Source organism: Azospirillum oryzae, from assembly GCF_008364795.1.
Classification (GTDB): Bacteria; Pseudomonadota; Alphaproteobacteria; order Azospirillales; family Azospirillaceae; genus Azospirillum; species Azospirillum oryzae.
Window position 1 is genome coordinate 1 of sequence record NZ_VTTM01000015.1, and the last position, 19,584, is coordinate 19,584.

The window sequence follows — 19,584 nt, forward strand, 5'->3', positions numbered from 1 at the left end:
ATGCCGTACACCATCGTGTAGCCGATCGCGATCAGGCCGTAGATCGCCCCAAGCGACAAGCCGTTGATCAATTGCTGGAGAAAATAGTCCATGTCCTCATCCCACCTTCAGCGCGGCGCAAAGGCAGGGTGCGGCGGCACGGGCACACTCGGCACACCGGTCTCGCAACAGCAGCCCCCTGTCTGGTGCAGCCCGTCCAGTCACCAAACGGAATGCCGTTTCATCGGGAGTTCCGCCTACTGGTCTGACGGACCATGATTTTTCCTGTTCGGGGGATGCTCCTGCAATCCGGCCGGGCCGTCGGGCAGGTGCTCCTCCTGACCTTTTCGGTAGTACCAGCCTGACGGATTTTTGCAAGACAGATTTGTGCTGTCCGCATGCGTCGTCAGCTTGGGGTGAAGGCCGAGAACGCGAAACGCCCTGCCGACGGGTGTCGGCAGGGCGCTTTTGCAGACGGTACGGACCGCAGACGCGTCAGCGCACGGCGACCGACTGCTTGGCCGGGGCGGCGGCGACCTTCTGCTTCGGCTTCGCCGGAGCGGCGGCCTTGGCCGGCTTCGCCTTCGCGGTCGTGGCCTTGGGCGCCGCCGGGGCGGGCGTGGCTGAAGCGACAGCGAAGACGGGATCCGGATTGCTGACCGTCTTCACGTCGCAGAGCGGACGGCTGGCCAGATGCATCAGGCCGGCGCCCTTTTCGTCGGTCGTCAGGGTGCGCAGGTCGTCGGGCGTCAGGTCCTTGGCGGCGACCGAACGATCGACGAAGTTGGCGCAGTATTGCGGGATGCCGATGGTGGCGGCGCGGCGGCTGATCTCGTTCGCCAGCTCCGTCCGGAACATGTCGAACTGGCGCGTGGCGTTGCCGCCGCCCGACCGCTTGTAGAAGGAGATCAGCGACGCTTCCGAGTTGGACAGCATGGCGCGGTTCTTGACCGAGAAGTCCTGGTACAGGTCGAAGGGCTTCTTGTCCGGCACGACCGTGCGGCAGGTCAGGCCGACGATCATCATCTCGGTGTGCAGGCGCATCATCTGCTCGGCCGCATATTCGGCGCGGTTGTAGCAGGCGGGCGTGGCCGGGCCGCTCGACTTGGCCGGGTGCGCCTTCGCGGCGGCCGCCTTCGCCGGCGGCTTCGCAGCCTCCTTGGCGGCGGCACTCGTGGGCGCGGGCAGGGCGAGCAGCGCGCCGAGGACGGCGGCGCCGGTCAGGGCTTTCAGGGAAAGGCGGAGGGCGGCGCGCTGGCGACTCATCAGGGGCTCCGGTGGCGCGGTACGATAGGACGGGTTCGGGCGGAGATGGACGGCGCCCGACAGTCGGCGACCTTCTACCCGAACGCCCGGGCTGGTCAATGGGATTTGCCCGCCGCTTGCGTTTTGTCCCATCACCGCGGCGGAGAGGCAACGCAGGTCCGGGCGGCTCTCGGCGACAGGGTCATGCCCCTCCGGGCAGGGGCGGCGCCCGCCGCTGGACGGGTCGGGTCCGGCGACGCTATGGATGTACGCAGGACAGTCGGGCAGGTGACAGGGCATGGCAGCCACCGGATCGCAATCGGCCGGAACGGGGTTCGGAACCGGGCCAGGAACAGACTTTGCGAGCGGGCACCGCATCGGCATCGACCTGGGCGGGACCAAGACCGAGGGCATCCTGCTCGACCGACAGGGAAACCAGTTGGCGCGCCACAGAGTTCCCACACCGAAGGGAAATTACGACGGAACGGTCGCGACCATCCGCGATCTGGTCGCCCGCCTGGAGGGCGAAATCCCCGGCGGGCGCAAGGCGACGGTCGGGCTCGGCATTCCGGGCGCCATCTCTCCGGCGACCGGGCTGGTCAAGAACGCCAACTCCACTTGGCTGATCGGGCGCGATTTCACGCGCGACCTGATCCAGGCGCTCGGCCGGCCGGTGCGGATCGAGAATGACGCCAACTGCCTGGCGGTGTCGGAGGCGACCGACGGCGCCGGGGCCGGTTGCGACGTGGTGTTCGCGGCGATCCTCGGCACCGGCTGCGGCGCCGGCATCGTCGTGCATGGCCGGGTGCTGGGTGGACGCAACGCCATCGCCGGGGAATGGGGGCACAACCCGCTGCCCTGGCCGACCGATGCCGAGCGGCCGGGACCGGCCTGCTATTGCGGCAGGCACGGCTGCCTGGAGACCTTCGTGTCCGGACCCGCTGTGGCGGCGGACCATCTCGCCGCGACCGGCGAAAGGCTCGACGCCGCGACGATCCTCGCCCGCGCAGCCGATCAGACCGCCGCCGACAACGGATGCAGGGCGACCGCGGACCGGCTGGTCGGCCGGCTCGCCCGTGGTCTGGCGGCGGTCGCCAACCTGCTGGACCCCGACGTCATCGTGCTGGGAGGCGGCCTGTCGAATGCGGAGCTGCTGTACGAGCGGCTGCCGGCGGCGATGCAGCCCTGGGCCTTCAGCGACCGTCTGGACACGCCGGTGCGCCGCGCCCGCCACGGCGATTCCAGTGGCGTGCGCGGCGCAGCATGGCTGTGGCGGCCCGGAGAGTTGCCGGACGGGACCTGACCGAAAGGGCTTAGTCGGTCCGCGCGGTCCGCGGAGCCGGCGGGGCATCGGCGCTGCGCGGCGGAGCCGCCCCGCGCCGGGCCGCGGCAGGGTCCACCGGCGGCGGCGTCAGTGAGTGGGAGGCAGAATAATGCCGGTTCGTCTGCTTCACGTCGGTGCCGTAACGCGTCATACCGGCACGGTCCTTGCCCGCCTTGATCGCCCCCCAATGGGACGGGGCCGGGCCGGGGATCGGCTGCGCCTGATCCATGTTGCGCAGGAGCGGGCCGGTCGGGACCATCTGGTCATACACCCAGGGCGCATATTCCTGCTTCTGGGCATGGGCCGGCAGCGACAGCGTCACCATCGCCAGCGTGGCGGCCACGGCGGAGATGGCGAACTTGACGGCGGTTTCGGCAGAGGAGGCAACGCGGGTCATCGAACAGGCGCCTTTCGTCCGGAAAAACGGATCGGAAGGGTCAGTCGAGCGGAAAGCGCCCGCGCCGTCCAATGCGGAGGCGCGTTACCCACCCCGGTCGCGGCATCCCCAAGCGGAGCAGCACCCCGCCCTTCCGATACAGGCCGGCCGATACAGGCCGGGAGGCGGGTTACTGCGCCGGCAGCCGGTAGAGCGTCAGATGCAGGCGCTTGCCGGTGTTGTAGTTGAAGCCCGACAACTCCGCCAGCGGCAGCGGCGTTGCCGTGCCCAGACTGTCGAGGAAGGCCGGCGCCTCCCGGTCCTCCACCAGGGCCAGCCCGCAGGCGCGGTCGGCCGTCAGATGCGCCGCCGCACCGGCGCCATGGACCAGCTTGGTCGGCGCGCCGAGCAGGAAGACCAAACTCGGCTCCGAATAGCCGGCGGTAGCCACCACGCTGTCCGGACAGGGGCGGACCTGCTCCACCGCGCGGGCGGCCTGCCGGCTGACCCACACGCCGTCGATGTTCGGCAGCACGACGGCATAGGTCCCGGCATAGAGAAGCGCCGCGGCGCCGACCCCGGCGGCCAGCCCGGTCCGCCGCTCGCCCCGCAGAAGCGAGCGCAGGGCGAGGGCGAAGAGGCCGCCCACCGCCGGCACCAGCGCCACCCCGACCGGATCGATCCGGCGGTCGACCAGCCAGGGGATCACGGCGACGGCGAGGATCAGGGCACCGAATCCGATCACGCCCAGCGCCACCGCGGCGGCGACCAGCCAGCGGCGCGGCCGGTCGCGGCTGCGGTCGAAATTGTCGATCAGGGCCGCGGCGGCCAGGGCCGCGATGGCCGGGAAGACCGGCAGGGTATAGTGGAGGAGCTTGGTCGGCACCGCCTCGAACACCAGCCAGCTCGGGACGATCCAGGCGATGCAGAAGCGCACCGCGTCCAGCCGGCGCCGGACCCACACCCAGGGAACCGCCAGCAGAGCCAGCAGCGACCAGGGTGCGAAAGTCACCCAGAAGGTGCCGAGATAATAGCCGGGGGGCAGCCCCTTGCCCTCCTGCCCGCCCGACACCTTGCCCAGCATGTCGTGGCCGACGGATTCGGCGAAGAAGGCGCCCTTGCTCTTGATGGCGATGGCGATCAGCCAGGGGGCGGCGATGGCGACGACGATGCCGAGCCCGGCCAGCGGCTTCAACCGCTTCAGCCACCCGGCCTCGCGGTCCCACAGCGCCAGAACCAGCGCGGTGGTGCCGGACACCAGCAGGACCATCGGCCCCTTGACCAGCACGCCGACGCCGGCGGCGATCCAGAAGACCAGCGGCACCGTCCAGGCGGCCCGTCCGGCGGGAACCGGATCGCGGCGGCCGAGATAGAGATGGGCGAGCGCTGCCTGCCCGATCACCACGGTGGCGAGCAGGACGGCGTCGGTCTTGGCCATCCGCGCCTCGACCCCCAGCACGACGCAGGACGCCATCATCAGCCCGGCGATGAAGCCGGCCGGGCCGCCGAACAGCCGCGCCGCCGTCCAGGCACTGGCTAGAACCGCGAAGATCGCACCCAGGAAGGAGGGGATGCGGTAGGTCCAGATGACCTTCCCGGCCCCGACCGGGAGTCCGCGCAGCGCATCGGCCGCCGCGGTGGCGGCACTCTGCAGCCAGTAGATGCCGACCGGCTTCTTGTAGCGGGTCTCGTCCTGGAAGCGGATGTCGACGAAGTTGCCGCTGTCCAGCATCTGGGAGGATGCCTGGGCGAAGCGCGCCTCGTCGCGGTCGAAGGGCGGCAGCACGGTGAAGCCGGGCAGGAACAGCGCCGCGGCGAGCAGCGCCAGCAGTGCGTAGGCCCAGATCGGAAGATGGCTGGTCGGCAGACGGCTGGGCTGCGGGGAAATTGCGGTCACGATTTGCTCGGCACCGCGCCGTCGGCGGCCTGCGACTTCTTGTGGCTCCAGACGAAATAGACGTTGCGGGCGTAGATCACCAGACCCATGCCCTGCCCCAGCATGAAGACCGGGTCGAAGCGGTAGAAGGCATAGGCGAACAGCAGAACACCGCCGCCCAGCGAGAAGTACCAGAACAGTTCCGGCACCACGCTGCGGCGCGCCTTTTCACTGGCGATCCACTGCACGAGGAAGCGCATGGTGAACATGATCTGCGCGAAGACGCCGACCCCGACCCAAACCAGATCGGTGGTGCTTTGCCCCTGGAACCACGCTGCGGCGCGCTCAAGCATCGTAAAATCCTGTCCCGAAAGGGTCGGTGAAAGTCGGTCAGAGGCGTTCGGAGACCGGGGACAGCTTCGTCCGCCGCTTCAGCCAGTAAACGCCCAGCAGATCGACCACGCCGATCAGCCCGCGCCGCCAATTGTTGTATTTCGACACGCCGCGCTCGCGCGGGCGATGGTTCACCGGCACATAAGCCACCGGATGGCCGTGGGCGCGGAACAGCGCCGGCAGGAAGCGGTGCATCGCCCCGAAGAAAGGCAGGTCGAGGAAGGCGTCGCGACGGAACAGCTTCAGTCCGCAGCCGCTGTCGGTGCAGCCGTCCTGCAGGAAGGACTGGCGGACGGCATTGGCGATCCTGGAGGCCCAGCGCTTGGACAGCGTGTCCTGCCGTTTCCGGCGCAGGCCGCCGACCAGAACCGGCGCCCCGGCTTCCCCGGTCGAAACCAGGGCGAACAGCGCCGGAATGTCGGCCGGGTCGTTCTGGCCGTCGCCGTCCAGCGTCACGACGAACTCGCCGCGCGCCGCCTTGACGCCGCTGCGCACCGCCGCGCTCTGGCCGGAGCGTCGGACATGGCGCAGCACGCGCAGCCGGCCGGCCTCCACCGCCGCGGCGAGGCGCGCCTGGGTATCGTCGTCCGACTGGTCGTCGACGAAGATGATCTCGAAACCGCCGACCGGAGTCAGTGCCCGCTCGATCTCTTCGAGCAGGGGCAGCACGTTCTCGGCCTCGTTGAAAACGGGGACAACGACCGACAGCCGCACCGGCTGGCCGTTCTCCGGATAAATGCTCACGGTTTGCCATCCCATTCGCCAAACGGGCGGCAAATTACTCTCGCGGCGCGGCGAACGGTAGCGGAAAAGGATGAGACGGAAGCGGGGCAGGTCCCCGCTGCCGTCCGATCCGGTTCCGCAGCGGCCGGATTACCCCTTCCGGCCATTGGCTGTGGGGGGCAGCGGAAGCGGGACATAGCGCAGGTCGCCGCCGCGGCTGACCAGCATCAGCAGGGTCTTGCGCCCGTCCTCCTTCGCCTTGGCGATGCGGGATTCAAGGTCGGCGGGGGTCGCCACCGGCTCCTGTCCCGCTTCGACGATGACGTCGCCGAGGTCGAGCCCGCGCTGGGACGCGGCGCTGTCGCGGTCGACCTCCGTCACCACCAACCCGTCGACATCGTCGGCGATGGAGAAGGTCTGACGCAGGCCGGGGGTCAGCGGAGCGAGCTTGAGGCCCAGCGCCGACTTGCTCTCCTCCGGCTGGGCGGAGCGGGGGGTGCCGCTGGATCCGGACAGCGCCACCTGCTGCGGCTCGTTGCGCAGTTCGCCGATCGTCACCTGGACCGTTTCCTCCTTGCCGCCGCGCAGCAGGGTCATCGGAACGGTGCTGCCGATCCCGGTGGAGGCGACGATGCGGGGCAACTGGCGCATCTGTTCCAGCGGATCGCCGTTGAAGGCGGTGATGACGTCGCCCTGGCGCAGGCCGGCCGACGCGGCCGGGCTGTCGGGCGACACGCTGGTGACCAGGGCGCCGCCGGTGCCGGCCACGCCCAGGCTCTCGGCGATGTCCGGCGTCACGCGCTGGACCTGGACGCCCAGCCAGCCGCGCCGCACCTTTCCGCCGTCTTTCAACTGGTCGATGATCGGCTGGGCCAGCGAGGACGGAATGGCGAAGCCGATGCCGACCGACCCGCCGGTCGGCGAATAGATGGCGGTGTTGATGCCGATCACGGCGCCGCTGGCATCATAGAGCGGGCCGCCGGAATTGCCGCGGTTGATGGCGGCGTCGGTCTGCAGATATTCGTCGTAGGGCCCCTGCTGGATGTCGCGGGCACGGGCCGACAGGATGCCGGCGGTCACCGACCCGCCGAGACCGAAGGGATTGCCGATGGCGACCACCCAGTCGCCGACCTCCACGGAATTGCTGTCGCCCCAATGGGCGGCGGTCAGCGGCTTGCCGCTTTCGACCTTCAGGAGCGCAAGGTCGGTCGGGGCGTCGGACCCCACCAGCTTCGCCGGCAGCTTGGTCCCGTCATGCAGGGTGACGGCGATCTCCGCCGCGTCGGCCACCACATGGCTGTTGGTGACAATCAGGCCCGACGGATCGATGATGAAGCCGGAGCCGAGCGCCATGCTCGGCAGGCCCTGCGGGCTGCCGTTCGGCGCGCCGTCGGGCGGGGCGTCTCCCTGCCCTCCCCTCTGGCGCTTGCGGAATTCGCGGAAGAACTCCTCCAGCGGGGATCCCGGAGGCAGGTCCAGCCCCTCCGGCAACCGGCCGCCGCCGGCCGAGGCCTGGGGCGCCTGGGTGCTGGAGATGTTGACGACCGTGTCGATCTGCGTCCGGGCGAGGTCGCGGAAGGACGGCGGCGCATAGGTCCTGCTCGCCCCCGGCTGCGCGGCGGCGGAGGCATCCTGCGCAGCCGCGGGCAGCACCGGCAAAAGGACCGCGCCGTACAGCAGCGCGCACAGCGCCGCGGCCGGAAGGCGTCGGAAGATCGGATAGGATCGCGGCACGGACGCATGCGGCATGGACGGTCTCCGCAAAAAACGGTTGGGGCTGTACTGCAACTGAAAACACGCCACCCCCCGTCCGGGGTCCATCGCACTTTTCAAAAGTCGGCAATCGAAAGATGCCGAAGGCCGGATGCTGCGACCGAGGGTTTACGGTCGCCCGCGTATTTTAAAATCCCCGGCCTCCACCAAGCGTCGTACGCTGTTGTGACACCGGATACAAAATCACGATTCCGTGCAAAGTTATGCTGGCATTTTTGAGAAGAGTTTCCGATAGTCGTCCATACCGAAAACATCGCCCGCCAGCGTGAAGCCTCGATGCTGCTGACGCACGCGCCCGCGTGGTCCCGCGTCTGAAGCGTGCGGTCCGGGTAGACATGCTGACGAATGACTGAAAATTCACTTTGGCAACCGAGCGATATAATGAACGCAGAAACCGGGAGCGAACCGGAGTCTCCCAAGAAGCGTGGGCGCATTCCGCAGTCGGCGTGGCCCCAAATTCTTGAACGTTACCGCAGCGGCGCAACCCTTTCGGCAATTGCGCGCGAATTCGAATGCACGCCCAGCGCCATCTCCTACATCATCAAGAAGGCGGAGGCCGCGAGCGGCCAGGGCGATGCCGCTCATGGTGATGCCGGCGCCGAAGGGATGCAGGACGAGGCGCAGGCCGCCGACGGCACCTCTTCCGCAGCTCCGGAGACGGTTGGCGAGGCGCCGGTTACGGTGACCCCGGCGGTTCCGGAAGCGCCGGCCGCGACGCCGGCGCCCGCCTCTCCCGCCGCCGCGGAGTCCGAAACCCCGGCCGAACCGCGCCGCGCCGCCGGCCGAACCGGCCGCACCACCCTGACCCGCGCCCCGCGGACGGAACCGGCGGCCGAGCAGGCTTCGGCCGAGACGCCGGCTGCCGCTCCCGCGCCGGCTCCGACGGAAACGCTGCGTCTGAACCGGCCGGAGTCCGCCGCGGCTCCCGCGCCGGCTCCGGTTGCCGCCCCTGCTCCCGCCCAGACGTCCGCCGCGCCGGAGGCCCCGCGTGCCCCCGGCCAGCCGACGCCGCCGGTGGATGCGGTGGAAGGCCGTCTGCGCGACACCGCCAAGGCCTGCATTTCCGCCTATCGCGGCTGGCGTCAGCAGCCGAGCGAGGCGACGATCCAGTCCCTGTCCGAAACCGTGCACGAACTGCGCAAGGCCCTGGCCCGCGTGGAGATCGACATGTCGGCCAGCCGTCGCGAGGAACAGGCGATCCGTCCGATCCCGATCCCCGCGCACCGGGCTTCGCGTCGCCCGAACTGAGCGGTCTTTGAAAAGCGGGTTTGAAAAAGCCCCCTTTGAAAATCCGCCTGGAAAACCTCCGCCCCGATCGGGGCGGAGGTTTTTTCATGGCCGCTTTTCATGGCCGCGTCTCCGCTTGCGCCATCGACGCAAAAGGGGCTTGACGGCCCCCCGATCGAAAGGCTAATCCTCTGCGCCCCGATGGAAGGGTGGCCGAGTGGTTAAAGGCAGCAGACTGTAAATCTGCCCGCGTTAGCGTACGCTGGTTCGAATCCAGCCCCTTCCACCATCGCATTCAGATCGAGAGCGTCCGGCGAACGGAACGGCCCTCGCGAATGCCGGATTTCCCCTCATCATCTGTTTCAAAGTCTTCCGCTTAGAGCGGCAGCGGTTCGGCAGGCGTAACGCGCGGGAAGCGCAGCGTGAAGGCGGTCCCTGCCCCCGGCGCGCTATCCAGCCGCAGCCGGCCGCGCAGGGTCCGCATGACCAGCGTATAGACGATGTTCAGCCCCAGCCCACTGCCGCCGCGGTCGCGGCTGGTCGTGAAGAAGGGCTCGAATACCTTGCCGTGCAGCTCCGCCGGAATGCCGCGTCCGTCGTCGGCATAGACCAGCTCCACCTCTCCGTCCTTCGCCGTGACCGTCACCGTCAGCCGGCCGCGCACCCCCGGATCGTATCCGTGCAGAAGGGAGTTGATGACGAAGTTGGTCAGGATCTGGCTGAACGCCCCCGGATAGCTGTCGATCGTCAGATCCTCCGGGCAATGGACGGCAACCGTATGCCCACTGCGGCGGATGCGCATGCCCAGGCTGCGCAGAACTTCGTGGATGTAGTTGTTCAATTCGAAGACGCGGCGTTCCTCGCTCGCCTGATCGACGGCGATCTGCTTGAAGCTCTGGATCAATCGGGTGGCGCGCTCGATGTTCAGCAGCATCAGCTGCGTCGCCTCGTCGGCGATGTCGATGAACTCGGCGAAATCGCCGCGCCGCAGCGCACCGGCCTCGAACAGGTGCCGCAGCGCGCGGGTCTTCTCCGCCAGCAGCGAGGCACCGGTCAGGGCGATGCCAACCGGCGTGTTGATCTCGTGCGTCACCCCGGCCACCAGAGAGCCCAGTGCCGCCATCTTCTCCGCCTGGATCAGTTGGACCTGCGCCTCCTTCAGGTCCTGCAGGGCGCGTTCGGCTTCCTCCTTGGCGGCGCGCACGGCTTCGGCCGCGCGCACGCTCTCGGTGACATCGGTGTGGGACCCGACGATGCGGAAGGGCTTGCCGTCGCCGCCCGCCACGGCGAGCGTTCGCGTCTCCAGGAAGACCGTGGCGCCCGAGCGGTGATGGAAGCGCTGCAGCAGCCGGCCTTCCGACCGCCGGCCGGCCGCCAGATCCCGCTCCAACTCCAGCGCGGCGCCGAGATCATCGACGTGGATCAGTTCCTCCCAGCGGCGGCGGCTGTTGTCCATCTCCGCCTCGGAATAGCCCAGCAGCCCCCACCATTGCGGGGAGAACCACACCTCGCCGGTGCGGAGATCCCATTTCGAGATGCCCTCGCGCGCCGCCCGGATCGCCAGTTCCAGCAGTTCCCGGCTGGAGGCGACCTCGCGCTCGGCCTGCTTGCGCTGGGTGATGTCGGTGTAGGTGGTGACGAATCCGCCGTCGGGCAGCGGCAGGGTCACCGTTTCGATGACGACGCCGTCGGGCCGCACCCGCTCGTTGTAAAAGGGCCAGGAGGCCTTGCGGATATAGTCCAGCCGCTGCGCCACCAGATCGTCGACTTCGCCGCGGCCATAGCCGCCCTGCTCCGCGATGTGGCGGACCACCGCCTCATAGGGCTGGGCATAGCGCGGGAATCCGGGATCGATGTAGAGCAATTCGAGCACGCGCCGGTTCCAGGCGACCAGCCGCAGGTCATGGTCGAAGGCCATCACCCCCTGGCTGAGGCAGTCCAGCACCGAACTGGTCTTCGCCCAGGGTTCCTGCTCGGCCGGTGCCGCCGCCGCATCGATCGCCGTCAGCAGCCATTCGCCCGGCCCGCCGGCCCCCAGCGCCAGGGTCACCGCGCTGCCGTCGGGAAGCCCCCGCGTCAATGGACAGCCGCGGCGCAAGTCGGCAATGGCGGCACAACCCAGCAGTCCGTCGAACAGCCCCACCAGTGTCGCATCGGCCGGCACGGCGAACCGGGCCGCGAAGGCGGCATTGGCCCATACCAGGCGTTCGTCGGCGTCAAAGCGGGCGAACCCGGTCTCCCCCATGCCCGTGCCTACTCCCTCCGCTGAACCAGCGGGTTGAACCCACGACCGGCACCCCAACCGACGGGAGAAAACCGGCGGCAGGACACGCGGCGTGACCCGCGATCGCATTCTTGTCTCTTGACGGTTGACGGGCAAGCGTCATTCCGCACCTGCCGGCGCCGGACCCGGCCGGGAGACGGGTTGGTTTTACGAGACAGTGCAGCCTAATCCTGCGCCTGTCCAGGGCGCGTGGCGGCCAAGTCGTTGTCTAAGATAAGGATTTGCGCGAAGGCGGATGCTGCGGCCCGTGGCATCCCGTTCCTGGCGGCGCCGGCCGCCGCGACGATTTTTCCCGCCCGGTCCAAGCTTGTGCCCGGCCGGCGGCCGGCGGCACACCTCGACGGTACGTTATGCTGATTGTTGCACTACTTTACAGTATAGCATCAGTATTGTGCGTGAGACCTTTCTTGCCGAACAATAATCAGCTTGTGGATCGGCCGCCCGCCACAGTATTAACGGACCCCGGAACGCGGATCCCTCGAACCGGTGAAAAGCCTTAGATCTTGAATGGCTTTTCGGAATATCGGCATTGTTTGACAGAGGTCAAACACGCCGCACTGGTGGTCGAATATGCTCCGCGCCAACGTGGAACCGGAAATCAGGCGCATCGACATGCCAGACGGAAGCATCGTTCAGCAGGGCGCAGCCCAACCCGCCAAGGTCCCGCTGTACGAAAGCCATAAGACGATCCATCCGAAGGCGGTCAAGGGCCTCTATCGCCGCCTGAAGACGGTCACCTTCTCCGTTCTTCTGGCGCTGTTCTTCATCGCTCCCTGGATCCGGTGGGAACGCGGTCCCGACGCGCCCGCCCAGGCGGTGCTGTTCGACCTGACCACGCCCCGATTCTTCCTGTTCTGGATCGAGATCTGGCCGCAGGAAATCTATTATCTCACCGGCCTGCTGATCGTCGCGGCGCTGGGGCTGTTCCTGGCGACGGCGCTGGCCGGCCGCGTGTGGTGCGGCTTCGCCTGTCCGCACACGGTGTGGACCGACCTGTTCGTCTGGATCGAGCGCATCTTCGAAGGCGACCGGGCGGAACGCATCCGCATGGAAAAGCAGCCCTGGACGGCGCGCAAGGCCCTGCGCAAGGCCGGCAAGCATGCGGGCTGGCTGACGCTCAGCCTCGTCACCGGCTTCGGCTTCCTCGCCTATTTCACCGACGCCCCGGCCCTGTTGCATGACCTGTTCACCTTCCAGGCCAGCTATGAGGCGGTGTCCTTCTTCGCCATCTTCGTCGGCATGACCTATGTGATGGCCGGATGGGCGCGCGAGCAGATGTGCATGTACATGTGCCCGTGGCCGCGGATCCAGACCGCGATGTTGGACGAACATTCGCTGGTCGTCACCTATCAGGCCGACCGTGGCGACAACCGCGGTCCCAAGCGCAAGTCGCAGAATTGGGACGAGCGGCGCGCCCAGGGCTTCGGCGACTGCATCGACTGCGGCCAGTGCGTGCAGGTCTGCCCGATGGGAATCGACGTGCGCACCGGCGAGCAGGCGGACTGCATCAATTGCGGCCTGTGCGTCGACGCCTGCGACAGCATCATGATCCAGCAGGGGCTGCCCACCCGCCTGATCGCCTTCGACAGCCTGGCCGCCCAGGACACCCGGGCCTCCGGCAAGACCTATCAGTGGCGTCTGATCCGCCCGCGCATCATCGTCTACGCCCTGCTGATGCTGGTCATCGGCGGCGCCATGGCCTGGAGCTTCGCGCTGCGCCCCAGCCTGAACATCACGGTTCTGCGCGACCGCGCGCCGCTGTTCGTGACGCTGTCGGACGGCTCGATCCGCAACGCCTATACCTTCAAGGTCGCCAACAAGACCCGGCAGGACCGCTCCTACACCCTCAGCGTCGCCGGCCTGCCCAATGCCGAGATCAAGGTGATCGGCGAGGCGGAAGATGAGGCCGCCGCCCACACCGCCACCATCTCCGCCCAACCGGACAGCGTCGCCACCTACCGCGTCTATGTGACGGCCCCGCGCACGGCGGTCTCCGCCACGTCGCTGCCGCTGACCTTCCAGTTGTCCGATACCGGAACGAACGAGAAGAACAGCCACGACAGCGTCTTCATGGGTCCGGCGAACTAGCCTCAGACTCCTCCTTGGCACGAGCGCGAAAGGCGGGGGCCGGCGGATCGGCCTACCGCCTTTCGTGTTTCTGCGCAAAGGGAGGGCACCCGCATGGACAGTTTGCGCGAGCTGGCATGCCACTCACCTGACTCAAGCGAACGAAGGCTGGACCGCGGCGACGCCGGGCCGGCCTGCAGCGAGGTGAGACATCCATGCTTTTCGACTTCGAGCCATCGGGCATCAACGACACCTATCTGCGCCTGACGCGGAACGGGCTGTCCTGCATCGTCGCACCGGCCGGGGCGTGGAACGGGCTTCTGCGGGTCAACTACATCGTCGCCGGCGCCCCCGGCAGCGGCGAACCGCACATGATCTTCCGCAGCCTGGATGTCGGCTGGGACGACGGCCGCTTCTGTTGGAAGGGCCGGGCGGCGCCGGTGATGACCAGTTCCGGCATGGTCGACATCCTGTTGGAACGCGGGCTGGTGACCGACGCGGAGGCGGAGCGGCTGCTGTTCGGCATCAACACGCCGGCGGCCGGCGCCACCTCGGACGAGGCGCTGATGATCCGCGCGCTGCTCGGCGGCTGCAGTTTCACCCCCGTCTACGACCAGCCGCCGCTCAGCAGCGAGCCGCCGGTGGTCGCCGGATTCGCCATGCGCACCCTGGCCGATCCCGGCGCCTACATGCTGGAGGCCCGCAACGGCCTGCCGATTCTGGACGCCGAGGCCCGCGACGCGCTGCGCCGGCTGGTCGGCCTGGTGATGTGACGCCCTCCTCCTTTGGTCGAAGTCCGGGCCGGAATCGGCCGAATCCCACCCCTATGGCGTAGGGACTAGACCTTCGGGCGATAGAAACTGTCACGTTGCCGGGACATTCTTATTGCAACTGCTCACAGGAGCCATGCTGCCGCAGACCCCGATCCCTTGCTAGAGAGCCCGACCGCCATGAACGCCAATCTGTCCCATCGCTGCACCGCCCTGATCGACCGCGCCCGCGCCGCCTGGCTGAGCCAGCCGTTGGCCCGCAAGCTGGCGTCCCGCAACGCCGCCCGACACACGTCCACGGGGCGCCGCCGGATGTCGATGGAACTGTTGGACCTGGAACTCTTCCGCATCGATATCGGCGGCTGAGAAGGGCGGCCGGAAAGGGACGGCTGAAAGGGGCTGCCCTATTTCGCCAGCAGATGTTCGTACCGCGCGTCGGTCAGCGTCTTCATGAAGGCGACCAGCGCCTTGACGCGGCGGGTGTCCAGCGCAGGCGCCGATTCCAGTTCCTTCGTCGACAGGTTCGCCGCCACCTCCGGCGGTCCCCAGGGCCTGCCGGTCTCCGGATTGATCGCGGCCTTTTCCGTCCGGTTGTTGTAGTGGTCGTAGAAGCGCACGACCGTCTCCAGATCCTTGAAGACTCCATTGTGCATGTATGGGCCGGTCACCGCGACATTGCGCAGGGTCGGCGTCTTGAACTTCCCCTCATAGGCGGGCTTGGCCGCCGCCGGATTGTCGTGCAGCCCGCGGTCGGCGAAACCCGGCTTGCCGGAGGCTTCGCGCAGGGCCGCATTGGCCGGCACGCCGATGTTGTGATGTTCGTGATTGGTGAACATCTCCCCGGCGGCGGCCGGCATCGCCTTCAGCTTGTGGCACTGGTTGCAGTTGGTGAACTGGGTGGAGAAGAACAGGGTCATGCCCAGATCCTCCTCCGGCGTCATCTTGTACTCGCCGCGCAGATAGCGGTCGTATTTCGAATCGAAGGGCGCGAAGCGGTCGGTCTTTTCAAACGCGGCGATGCTGTCGGTCATCGCGTCATAGGCACGCCCGGCATCGTCCAGCACCCCGGCGCCGTACAGCGCCACGAAGGCGCGGGCATAGTCGGGATTCTCCGCCAGCCTTTCACGCGCCTGCTCTTTGGAGGTCAGCCCCATCTCCGCCGGGTTCAGCGGCGGACCGCCGGCCTGATCCTTCAGCGTCGCGGCGCGGCCGTCCCAGAACTGGCCGCCGATCGCCTTGCCGTCCGCCTTGATGTGGAAGGCCGGCGTGAAGGCCGCATAGGCCGCCATCGGCGCGTTGCGGTCGCCCACCGATTTGCCGTTGTCGCCGACCGACGCCGCCCCGCCAGCCCCGCCGGTGCGCGGATCGGCGAAACCGAAATCCGGGTTGTGGCAGTCGGCGCAGGATTGCGTGCGGTTGGCCGACAGCGCGGTGTCGGAAAACAGCGCCTCCCCCAGCCTCTCCTTGCTCGACAGATCCGCGGCAAGAGCGGACCCGCCCCCAGCCAGCAGCAACGCCAGCGCAAGCGCGTGGCGGGACAGGGGAGAAAGACGGACGGACATGACGACGCTCCTGGCAACGGCCATAGACTGAGGCAACCGACTGGGGCCAACACTGAGCGTCAAAGGTTAATCGAGAGTGAGAATCGTTATCAATCCGCCCGTGCATAAGGAGGGTGGGGCGAAAGGTCGCTGGCCCGCAAAGGGCGATGGCCGGTCAGGCCGGCTTGCTCCCCTCCCCCTCGGTCAGCAGCCGGCGGATGGCGTTGACCAGCGGCTTCATGTGGAAGGTCGATTCCGGAGAAACCGCGACGGTGCCGCCGGCCGCCTCCACCGCTTCCGCCACCACCGGGCCGACGGCGGCGATGCGTGTCCTGGCGAATCCCTGGCGGAAGGCGTCGCCGAGGCCGCAGGCCTCCGCCACCTCATGCAGGCGCCGCACCTGGGGCGAGGCGGTGAAGGCGACGAAATCGATGCGCCCGTCCGCCATGTCGCGGATCGCCGTCTGAACGGCGCCGGTCTCCGAATCATTGGCGTAGCGGTAGGGAGTCACCGCCACCGGAATACCGCCACCCGCCCGCACCGCCTCCAGCAGAGGTTCGTTCGGGTTGTCGGGGTAGAGTTGGATGCCGACGCGGCGGCCGGTGAGGTCCTCCTCCCCCAGCATGGCGATGACGCCGTCGGTGGTCGGGGCCGGGGCGGATTTGTAGGGGGCGCAGCCGATCTCGCGCAGCGCCTTCACCGGCTTCGGCCCACGCACGAAGACGCGCGCCCGGCCGATGGCGGCGACCATGTCCGCCTCGCGCTCCATGGCGCGGGCGACGGTCATAAGCCGCCGCAGACCTTCACCGGTCAGCAGGACGATGTCGTCGAACCCTTCGGTCAGCAGCCGCTCCAGCCACTGCCTTGCCGGCGCCGGATCGTCGAGGTCGAGGATCTTGACCAGCGGGCAGCGGATCGTCTCGGCGCCATGCTGCTCCATCATGCCCGCGAACAGGTCGAGGTCCCGGCTTTCCGGCACCAGAATCCGCTTTCCCGCCAGATCGCCGCCCCGTTCGGCCCCCTGATCGCCCATATCGCCGCTCCCATGATCGCGTTTGGTAATGCTCAGACTATCAGGCGGAACAGGGTGCGGTCACGCGGGATGGGCGTGGCTCCGCGGGCAAATTCGAACACGGATTTCGCGGATTGAAGCACGGATTTCACGGATATCACTCACCCAAGCCGCGGCTTCCCGATCGGGTCCATATTCCCCCAAGCTAAATCAGAATCCGTGAAATCCGTGCGGATTTTGCCAAACACGCCTCGACCTTCCCGAGGATCATATCCCCTACCCCCGTCGGCAATGCAGCAGGCTGAACAGCCCGAAGGGCGGCAGGGTGCGGATGCTTTCCACCGCCAGCCGCGAGCCGGCCATCATCGCGTCGAGCGTGAAGTCGGGCCGCCAGCCGAGCTTCTTCGAAAGCGGCGACAGCCAGCCCTCCACCGCGCGGCGGACGCCGGGGCGCGGGGCGGCGAAATGGTTGACGATGACGATGTCGCCGCCCGGTTTGCAGACGCGCTCCAGCTCCGCCATCGTGCCCTGGGGGTCGGGGACGACGGTCATCACATACATGGCGACCACCACGTCGAAGCTGCCGTCGGCGAAGGCCAGCTTGCCGGCATCCATCTCCAGCAGCCCTTCGACATGGTCGAGCTTCTCGCGCTCCACCCGCTCCTGCGCCACCTTCAGCATGTCAGTGGACAGGTCGATGCCGACGACGCGGTTGTCCTTGCGGTAGTCGGACAGCGACAGGCCGGTGCCGACGCCGACCTCCAGGATGCGCAGGCCGCCGCGGCGGTTCAGCCACTCCACCGCCGCATGCCGGCCGGAGGCCAGCAGCACGCCGAACACCCGGTCGTAGAATCCGGCATAGCGGCGATAAGCGGCGCGAATGGATTCGGCGTCCATGATCCTGTCTCCCCCGTTTCGATCCCATTGCCTGCATGTGCCGCAAGGTCAAGCCCAAGCCGGCAGCGGCGCACCATACCCGCCTTTTGCATGCCATGAAAGTGACGCAAACAACAGAAGCCGACCAATGTCACCGCTGGCGGAGCCGTTCATTTGTCATATCCGTTTGGTTGATTTGTGTTCGTCAGGTTTTCCAGTGTTTTTGATTGAACGTTCATTCAAGAACCTCGGCGGCTTTACCGACCCTCGCGGCCGCCGGAAAAGGCGCTGGACAGCGTCGCCCCGGCGGTCCCATAGACAGGACATGGCCGATCCCGCCCCATTCCGTTCGCTACGCCACCGCCGGCTGGCGATCCTCGTCGCAGCGCTGGCCGCGGTGACGGCTCTGGCCTGCTGGGGTGCCTATCGGTGGGCGGAGGCGGAGGCGCGGGCGGCGCTGACACTGAACGGCGACCAGCGGCTGGGGCTCTATGCCAGCAGCATCCGCAACGCGGTCGGCCGCTACGACTACCTCCCCTTTCTGGTCGCCCGCGACCATGAGGTGCTGGACCTGCTCGATGCCCCGTCGGAGACACGGCGCGACGCCGTGAACCGCCGGCTGGAGACCGCGAACGCGGCGGCGGGGTCGGCGGCGCTCTATGTGGTGGACCGTTCGGGCCTCGCGCTGGCGGCCAGCAACTGGGCCGATCCGGCGCAGAGCTTCGTCGGCCAGACCTATGATTTCCGTCCCTATTTCCGTCAGGCGGTCGAATCCGGCAGCGGCCGTTACTTCGGCATCGGCGTCACCACCGGCCTGCCCGGCTATTTCCTGTCGCACGCCGTGCAGCGGGGGGAGGCTCTGATCGGCGTTGCCGTGGTCAAGATCGATCTGGAACCGCTGCAGCGCGACTGGACCGCCGGTGGCGAGCGGGTGCTGGTCACCGACGAGAACGGCATCGTCTTCCTGTCCAGCCACGCCGACTGGAAATACCACGCCTTGCGTCCGCTGGCCGACGCGGTGAAGGCCCGGCTGGCGCAGACCCGCCAATATGACCGCAGCGATCCGGCCCCGCTTGGCCTGCGCGACGGCCCGCCGGCGGAAAACGGCGCCCGGCAAGTCAGCCTGCCCGATCCGCTCGCACACGGCGCCCGCCACGCCTACCTGATGCAGGAACTTCCCCTGCCGGAATTTGGCTGGACCATCCGCTTCCTGTCGGATCTGGAGCCGGTGAAGGCGCAGGCGGCGGGTGCAGCCGTGCTGACCGCGATGGGCATCCTGCTGCTGGCCGCCGCCCTGGCGCTGGGCTGGCAGCGGCGTCAGACCCTGCGGCTCCAGCACGAGGCGCGGGTGACGCTGGAACGCCGGGTGGAGGAGCGCACCGCAGAACTGCTGACCGCCAACCGCGTCCTGCGCGAGGCGCAGGAGGAACTGGTGCAGGCCGGCAAGTTGGCGGCGCTGGGCCAGATGTCGGCGGCGCTGGCGCACGAGATCAACCAGCCGTTGGCCGCCATCCGCACCTTCGTCGCCTCCACCCGGCTGCTGGCGGAGCGGGGAGAGACGACGATGGTCCGCGACAACCTCGCCATGATCGGCGATCTGGCGGAACGGATGGCGGTGCTTTCCGGCCATCTGAAGGACTTCGCCCGAAAGGGTCCGGCGCGGGTGGAGGCAGTGCCGGTCGCCCGCGCCATGGACCGCGCGCTGGCCCTGCTGGCGCCCCGCCTGCGCGAGGAGGAGGTGCAGGTGGAGCAGAGCATTCCGCCCGACGCCCGCGTGCGCGGCGACGCGGTGCGGCTGGAACAGGTCTTCGTCAACCTGCTGCGCAACGCCGCCGATGCGATGGCCGAGTGCGACGAGCGGCGCCTGACCCTGTCCGCCGTCCGCACTGTGGAAGGCTGGGAGATCCGCATCCGCGACACCGGCACCGGCATCGCCGAGGCGCACCAGTTCCAGCTGTTCGACCCCTTCTTCACCACCAAGGAGGTCGGACAGGGGCTTGGCCTGGGACTGTCGCTGTCCTATGGCATCGTGCGGGATTTCGGCGGCACGCTGCGGGCGGAGAACAACCCCGACGGCGGCGCCTGTTTCGTCATCCAGCTGCCGGAAGCACAATGAGG

Annotated in this window: 16 protein-coding genes and 1 tRNA gene; 7 read left to right on the top strand and 10 right to left on the bottom strand. The window is 68.1% G+C overall.

Features of this window, described 5'->3' with window-relative positions; translation table 11 throughout:
* Positions 1-474: 474 nt before the first annotated feature.
* Positions 475-1,245 carry a hypothetical protein gene (locus FZ938_RS26955; RefSeq protein ID WP_246457980.1) on the bottom strand — a complete coding sequence of 257 codons (771 nt, stop codon included), beginning with the start codon at positions 1,243-1,245 and terminating at the stop codon, positions 475-477.
* A gap of 277 nt (positions 1,246-1,522) precedes the next feature.
* Between FZ938_RS26955 and FZ938_RS26960 the strand changes: the two genes are divergently transcribed.
* Positions 1,523-2,527: an ROK family protein gene (locus FZ938_RS26960; RefSeq protein ID WP_149201360.1), complete on the top strand. Its 1,005-nt coding sequence runs from the start codon at positions 1,523-1,525 to the stop codon at positions 2,525-2,527.
* 10 nt (positions 2,528-2,537) lie between these two features.
* Here the strand turns inward: FZ938_RS26960 and FZ938_RS26965 are convergent, their stop codons facing one another.
* The 5 genes from FZ938_RS26965 to FZ938_RS26985 form a co-directional block, all read right to left on the bottom strand.
* The gene (locus FZ938_RS26965) at positions 2,538-2,945 is read right to left on the bottom strand and encodes a hypothetical protein (protein ID WP_149201361.1); all 408 of its coding nucleotides are present in this window, start codon (positions 2,943-2,945) and stop codon (positions 2,538-2,540) included.
* A 169-nt stretch (positions 2,946-3,114) separates the two neighbouring features.
* Complete coding sequence (locus FZ938_RS26970; RefSeq protein ID WP_246457982.1) at positions 3,115-4,821, bottom strand: ArnT family glycosyltransferase; 1,707 nt, start codon at positions 4,819-4,821, stop codon at positions 3,115-3,117.
* Entirely contained in the window at positions 4,818-5,153 is a 336-nt protein-coding gene (locus tag FZ938_RS26975; RefSeq protein WP_149201362.1) for a lipid-A-disaccharide synthase N-terminal domain-containing protein, read from the bottom strand. The genes FZ938_RS26970 and FZ938_RS26975 overlap by 4 nt, the downstream gene beginning before the upstream one ends.
* A gap of 37 nt (positions 5,154-5,190) precedes the next feature.
* Positions 5,191-5,952: a glycosyltransferase family 2 protein gene (locus tag FZ938_RS26980; protein WP_149201363.1), complete on the bottom strand. Its 762-nt coding sequence runs from the start codon at positions 5,950-5,952 to the stop codon at positions 5,191-5,193.
* A gap of 114 nt (positions 5,953-6,066) precedes the next feature.
* Entirely contained in the window at positions 6,067-7,665 is a 1,599-nt protein-coding gene (locus FZ938_RS26985) for a DegQ family serine endoprotease (protein WP_149201364.1), read from the bottom strand.
* A gap of 405 nt (positions 7,666-8,070) precedes the next feature.
* Here FZ938_RS26985 and FZ938_RS26990 point away from each other — a divergent pair, with 405 nt between their 5' ends.
* Together FZ938_RS26990 and FZ938_RS26995 are read left to right on the top strand one after the other, a co-directional pair.
* Positions 8,071-8,937 (top strand): hypothetical protein, encoded by an 867-nt coding sequence (locus tag FZ938_RS26990; RefSeq protein ID WP_149201365.1) that lies wholly within the window; start codon positions 8,071-8,073, stop codon positions 8,935-8,937.
* A gap of 182 nt (positions 8,938-9,119) precedes the next feature.
* Positions 9,120-9,205 (top strand) — tRNA-Tyr (locus FZ938_RS26995).
* 87 nt (positions 9,206-9,292) lie between these two features.
* Here the strand turns inward: FZ938_RS26995 and FZ938_RS27000 are convergent.
* Positions 9,293-11,161, bottom strand: a complete 1,869-nt coding sequence (locus FZ938_RS27000) for a PAS-domain containing protein (RefSeq protein WP_149201366.1) — start codon at positions 11,159-11,161, stop codon at positions 9,293-9,295.
* Between the two features lie 651 nt (positions 11,162-11,812).
* On the opposite strand from FZ938_RS27000, the gene ccoG reads away from it, so the two are divergent.
* The 3 genes from ccoG (at position 11,813) to FZ938_RS27015 (ending at position 14,403) form a co-directional block, all read left to right on the top strand.
* On the top strand, positions 11,813-13,288 hold the full coding sequence (gene ccoG, locus FZ938_RS27005) for a cytochrome c oxidase accessory protein CcoG (RefSeq protein WP_246457984.1): 1,476 nt from the start codon (positions 11,813-11,815) through the stop codon (positions 13,286-13,288).
* 194 nt (positions 13,289-13,482) lie between these two features.
* Complete coding sequence (locus FZ938_RS27010) at positions 13,483-14,040, top strand: hypothetical protein (protein WP_149201368.1); 558 nt, start codon at positions 13,483-13,485, stop codon at positions 14,038-14,040.
* 177 nt (positions 14,041-14,217) lie between these two features.
* Positions 14,218-14,403 carry a hypothetical protein gene (locus FZ938_RS27015; protein ID WP_149201369.1) on the top strand — a complete coding sequence of 62 codons (186 nt, stop codon included), beginning with the start codon at positions 14,218-14,220 and terminating at the stop codon, positions 14,401-14,403.
* A 38-nt stretch (positions 14,404-14,441) separates the two neighbouring features.
* Here the strand turns inward: FZ938_RS27015 and FZ938_RS27020 are convergent, their stop codons facing one another.
* The 3 genes from FZ938_RS27020 to FZ938_RS27030 all read right to left on the bottom strand — a co-directional run bounded on the left by FZ938_RS27020 (position 14,442) and on the right by FZ938_RS27030 (position 17,487).
* Positions 14,442-15,599 (bottom strand): cytochrome-c peroxidase, encoded by a 1,158-nt coding sequence (locus tag FZ938_RS27020; RefSeq protein WP_149201370.1) that lies wholly within the window; start codon positions 15,597-15,599, stop codon positions 14,442-14,444.
* A 154-nt stretch (positions 15,600-15,753) separates the two neighbouring features.
* Positions 15,754-16,611: a uroporphyrinogen-III synthase gene (locus FZ938_RS27025; RefSeq protein ID WP_149201371.1), complete on the bottom strand. Its 858-nt coding sequence runs from the start codon at positions 16,609-16,611 to the stop codon at positions 15,754-15,756.
* Between the two features lie 255 nt (positions 16,612-16,866).
* Positions 16,867-17,487 carry a class I SAM-dependent methyltransferase gene (locus tag FZ938_RS27030; RefSeq protein ID WP_085091122.1) on the bottom strand — a complete coding sequence of 207 codons (621 nt, stop codon included), beginning with the start codon at positions 17,485-17,487 and terminating at the stop codon, positions 16,867-16,869.
* A gap of 304 nt (positions 17,488-17,791) precedes the next feature.
* Here FZ938_RS27030 and FZ938_RS27035 point away from each other — a divergent pair, with 304 nt between their 5' ends.
* The gene (locus FZ938_RS27035) at positions 17,792-19,582 is read left to right on the top strand and encodes a sensor histidine kinase (protein WP_149201372.1); all 1,791 of its coding nucleotides are present in this window, start codon (positions 17,792-17,794) and stop codon (positions 19,580-19,582) included.
* Positions 19,583-19,584: the final 2 nt, after the last annotated feature.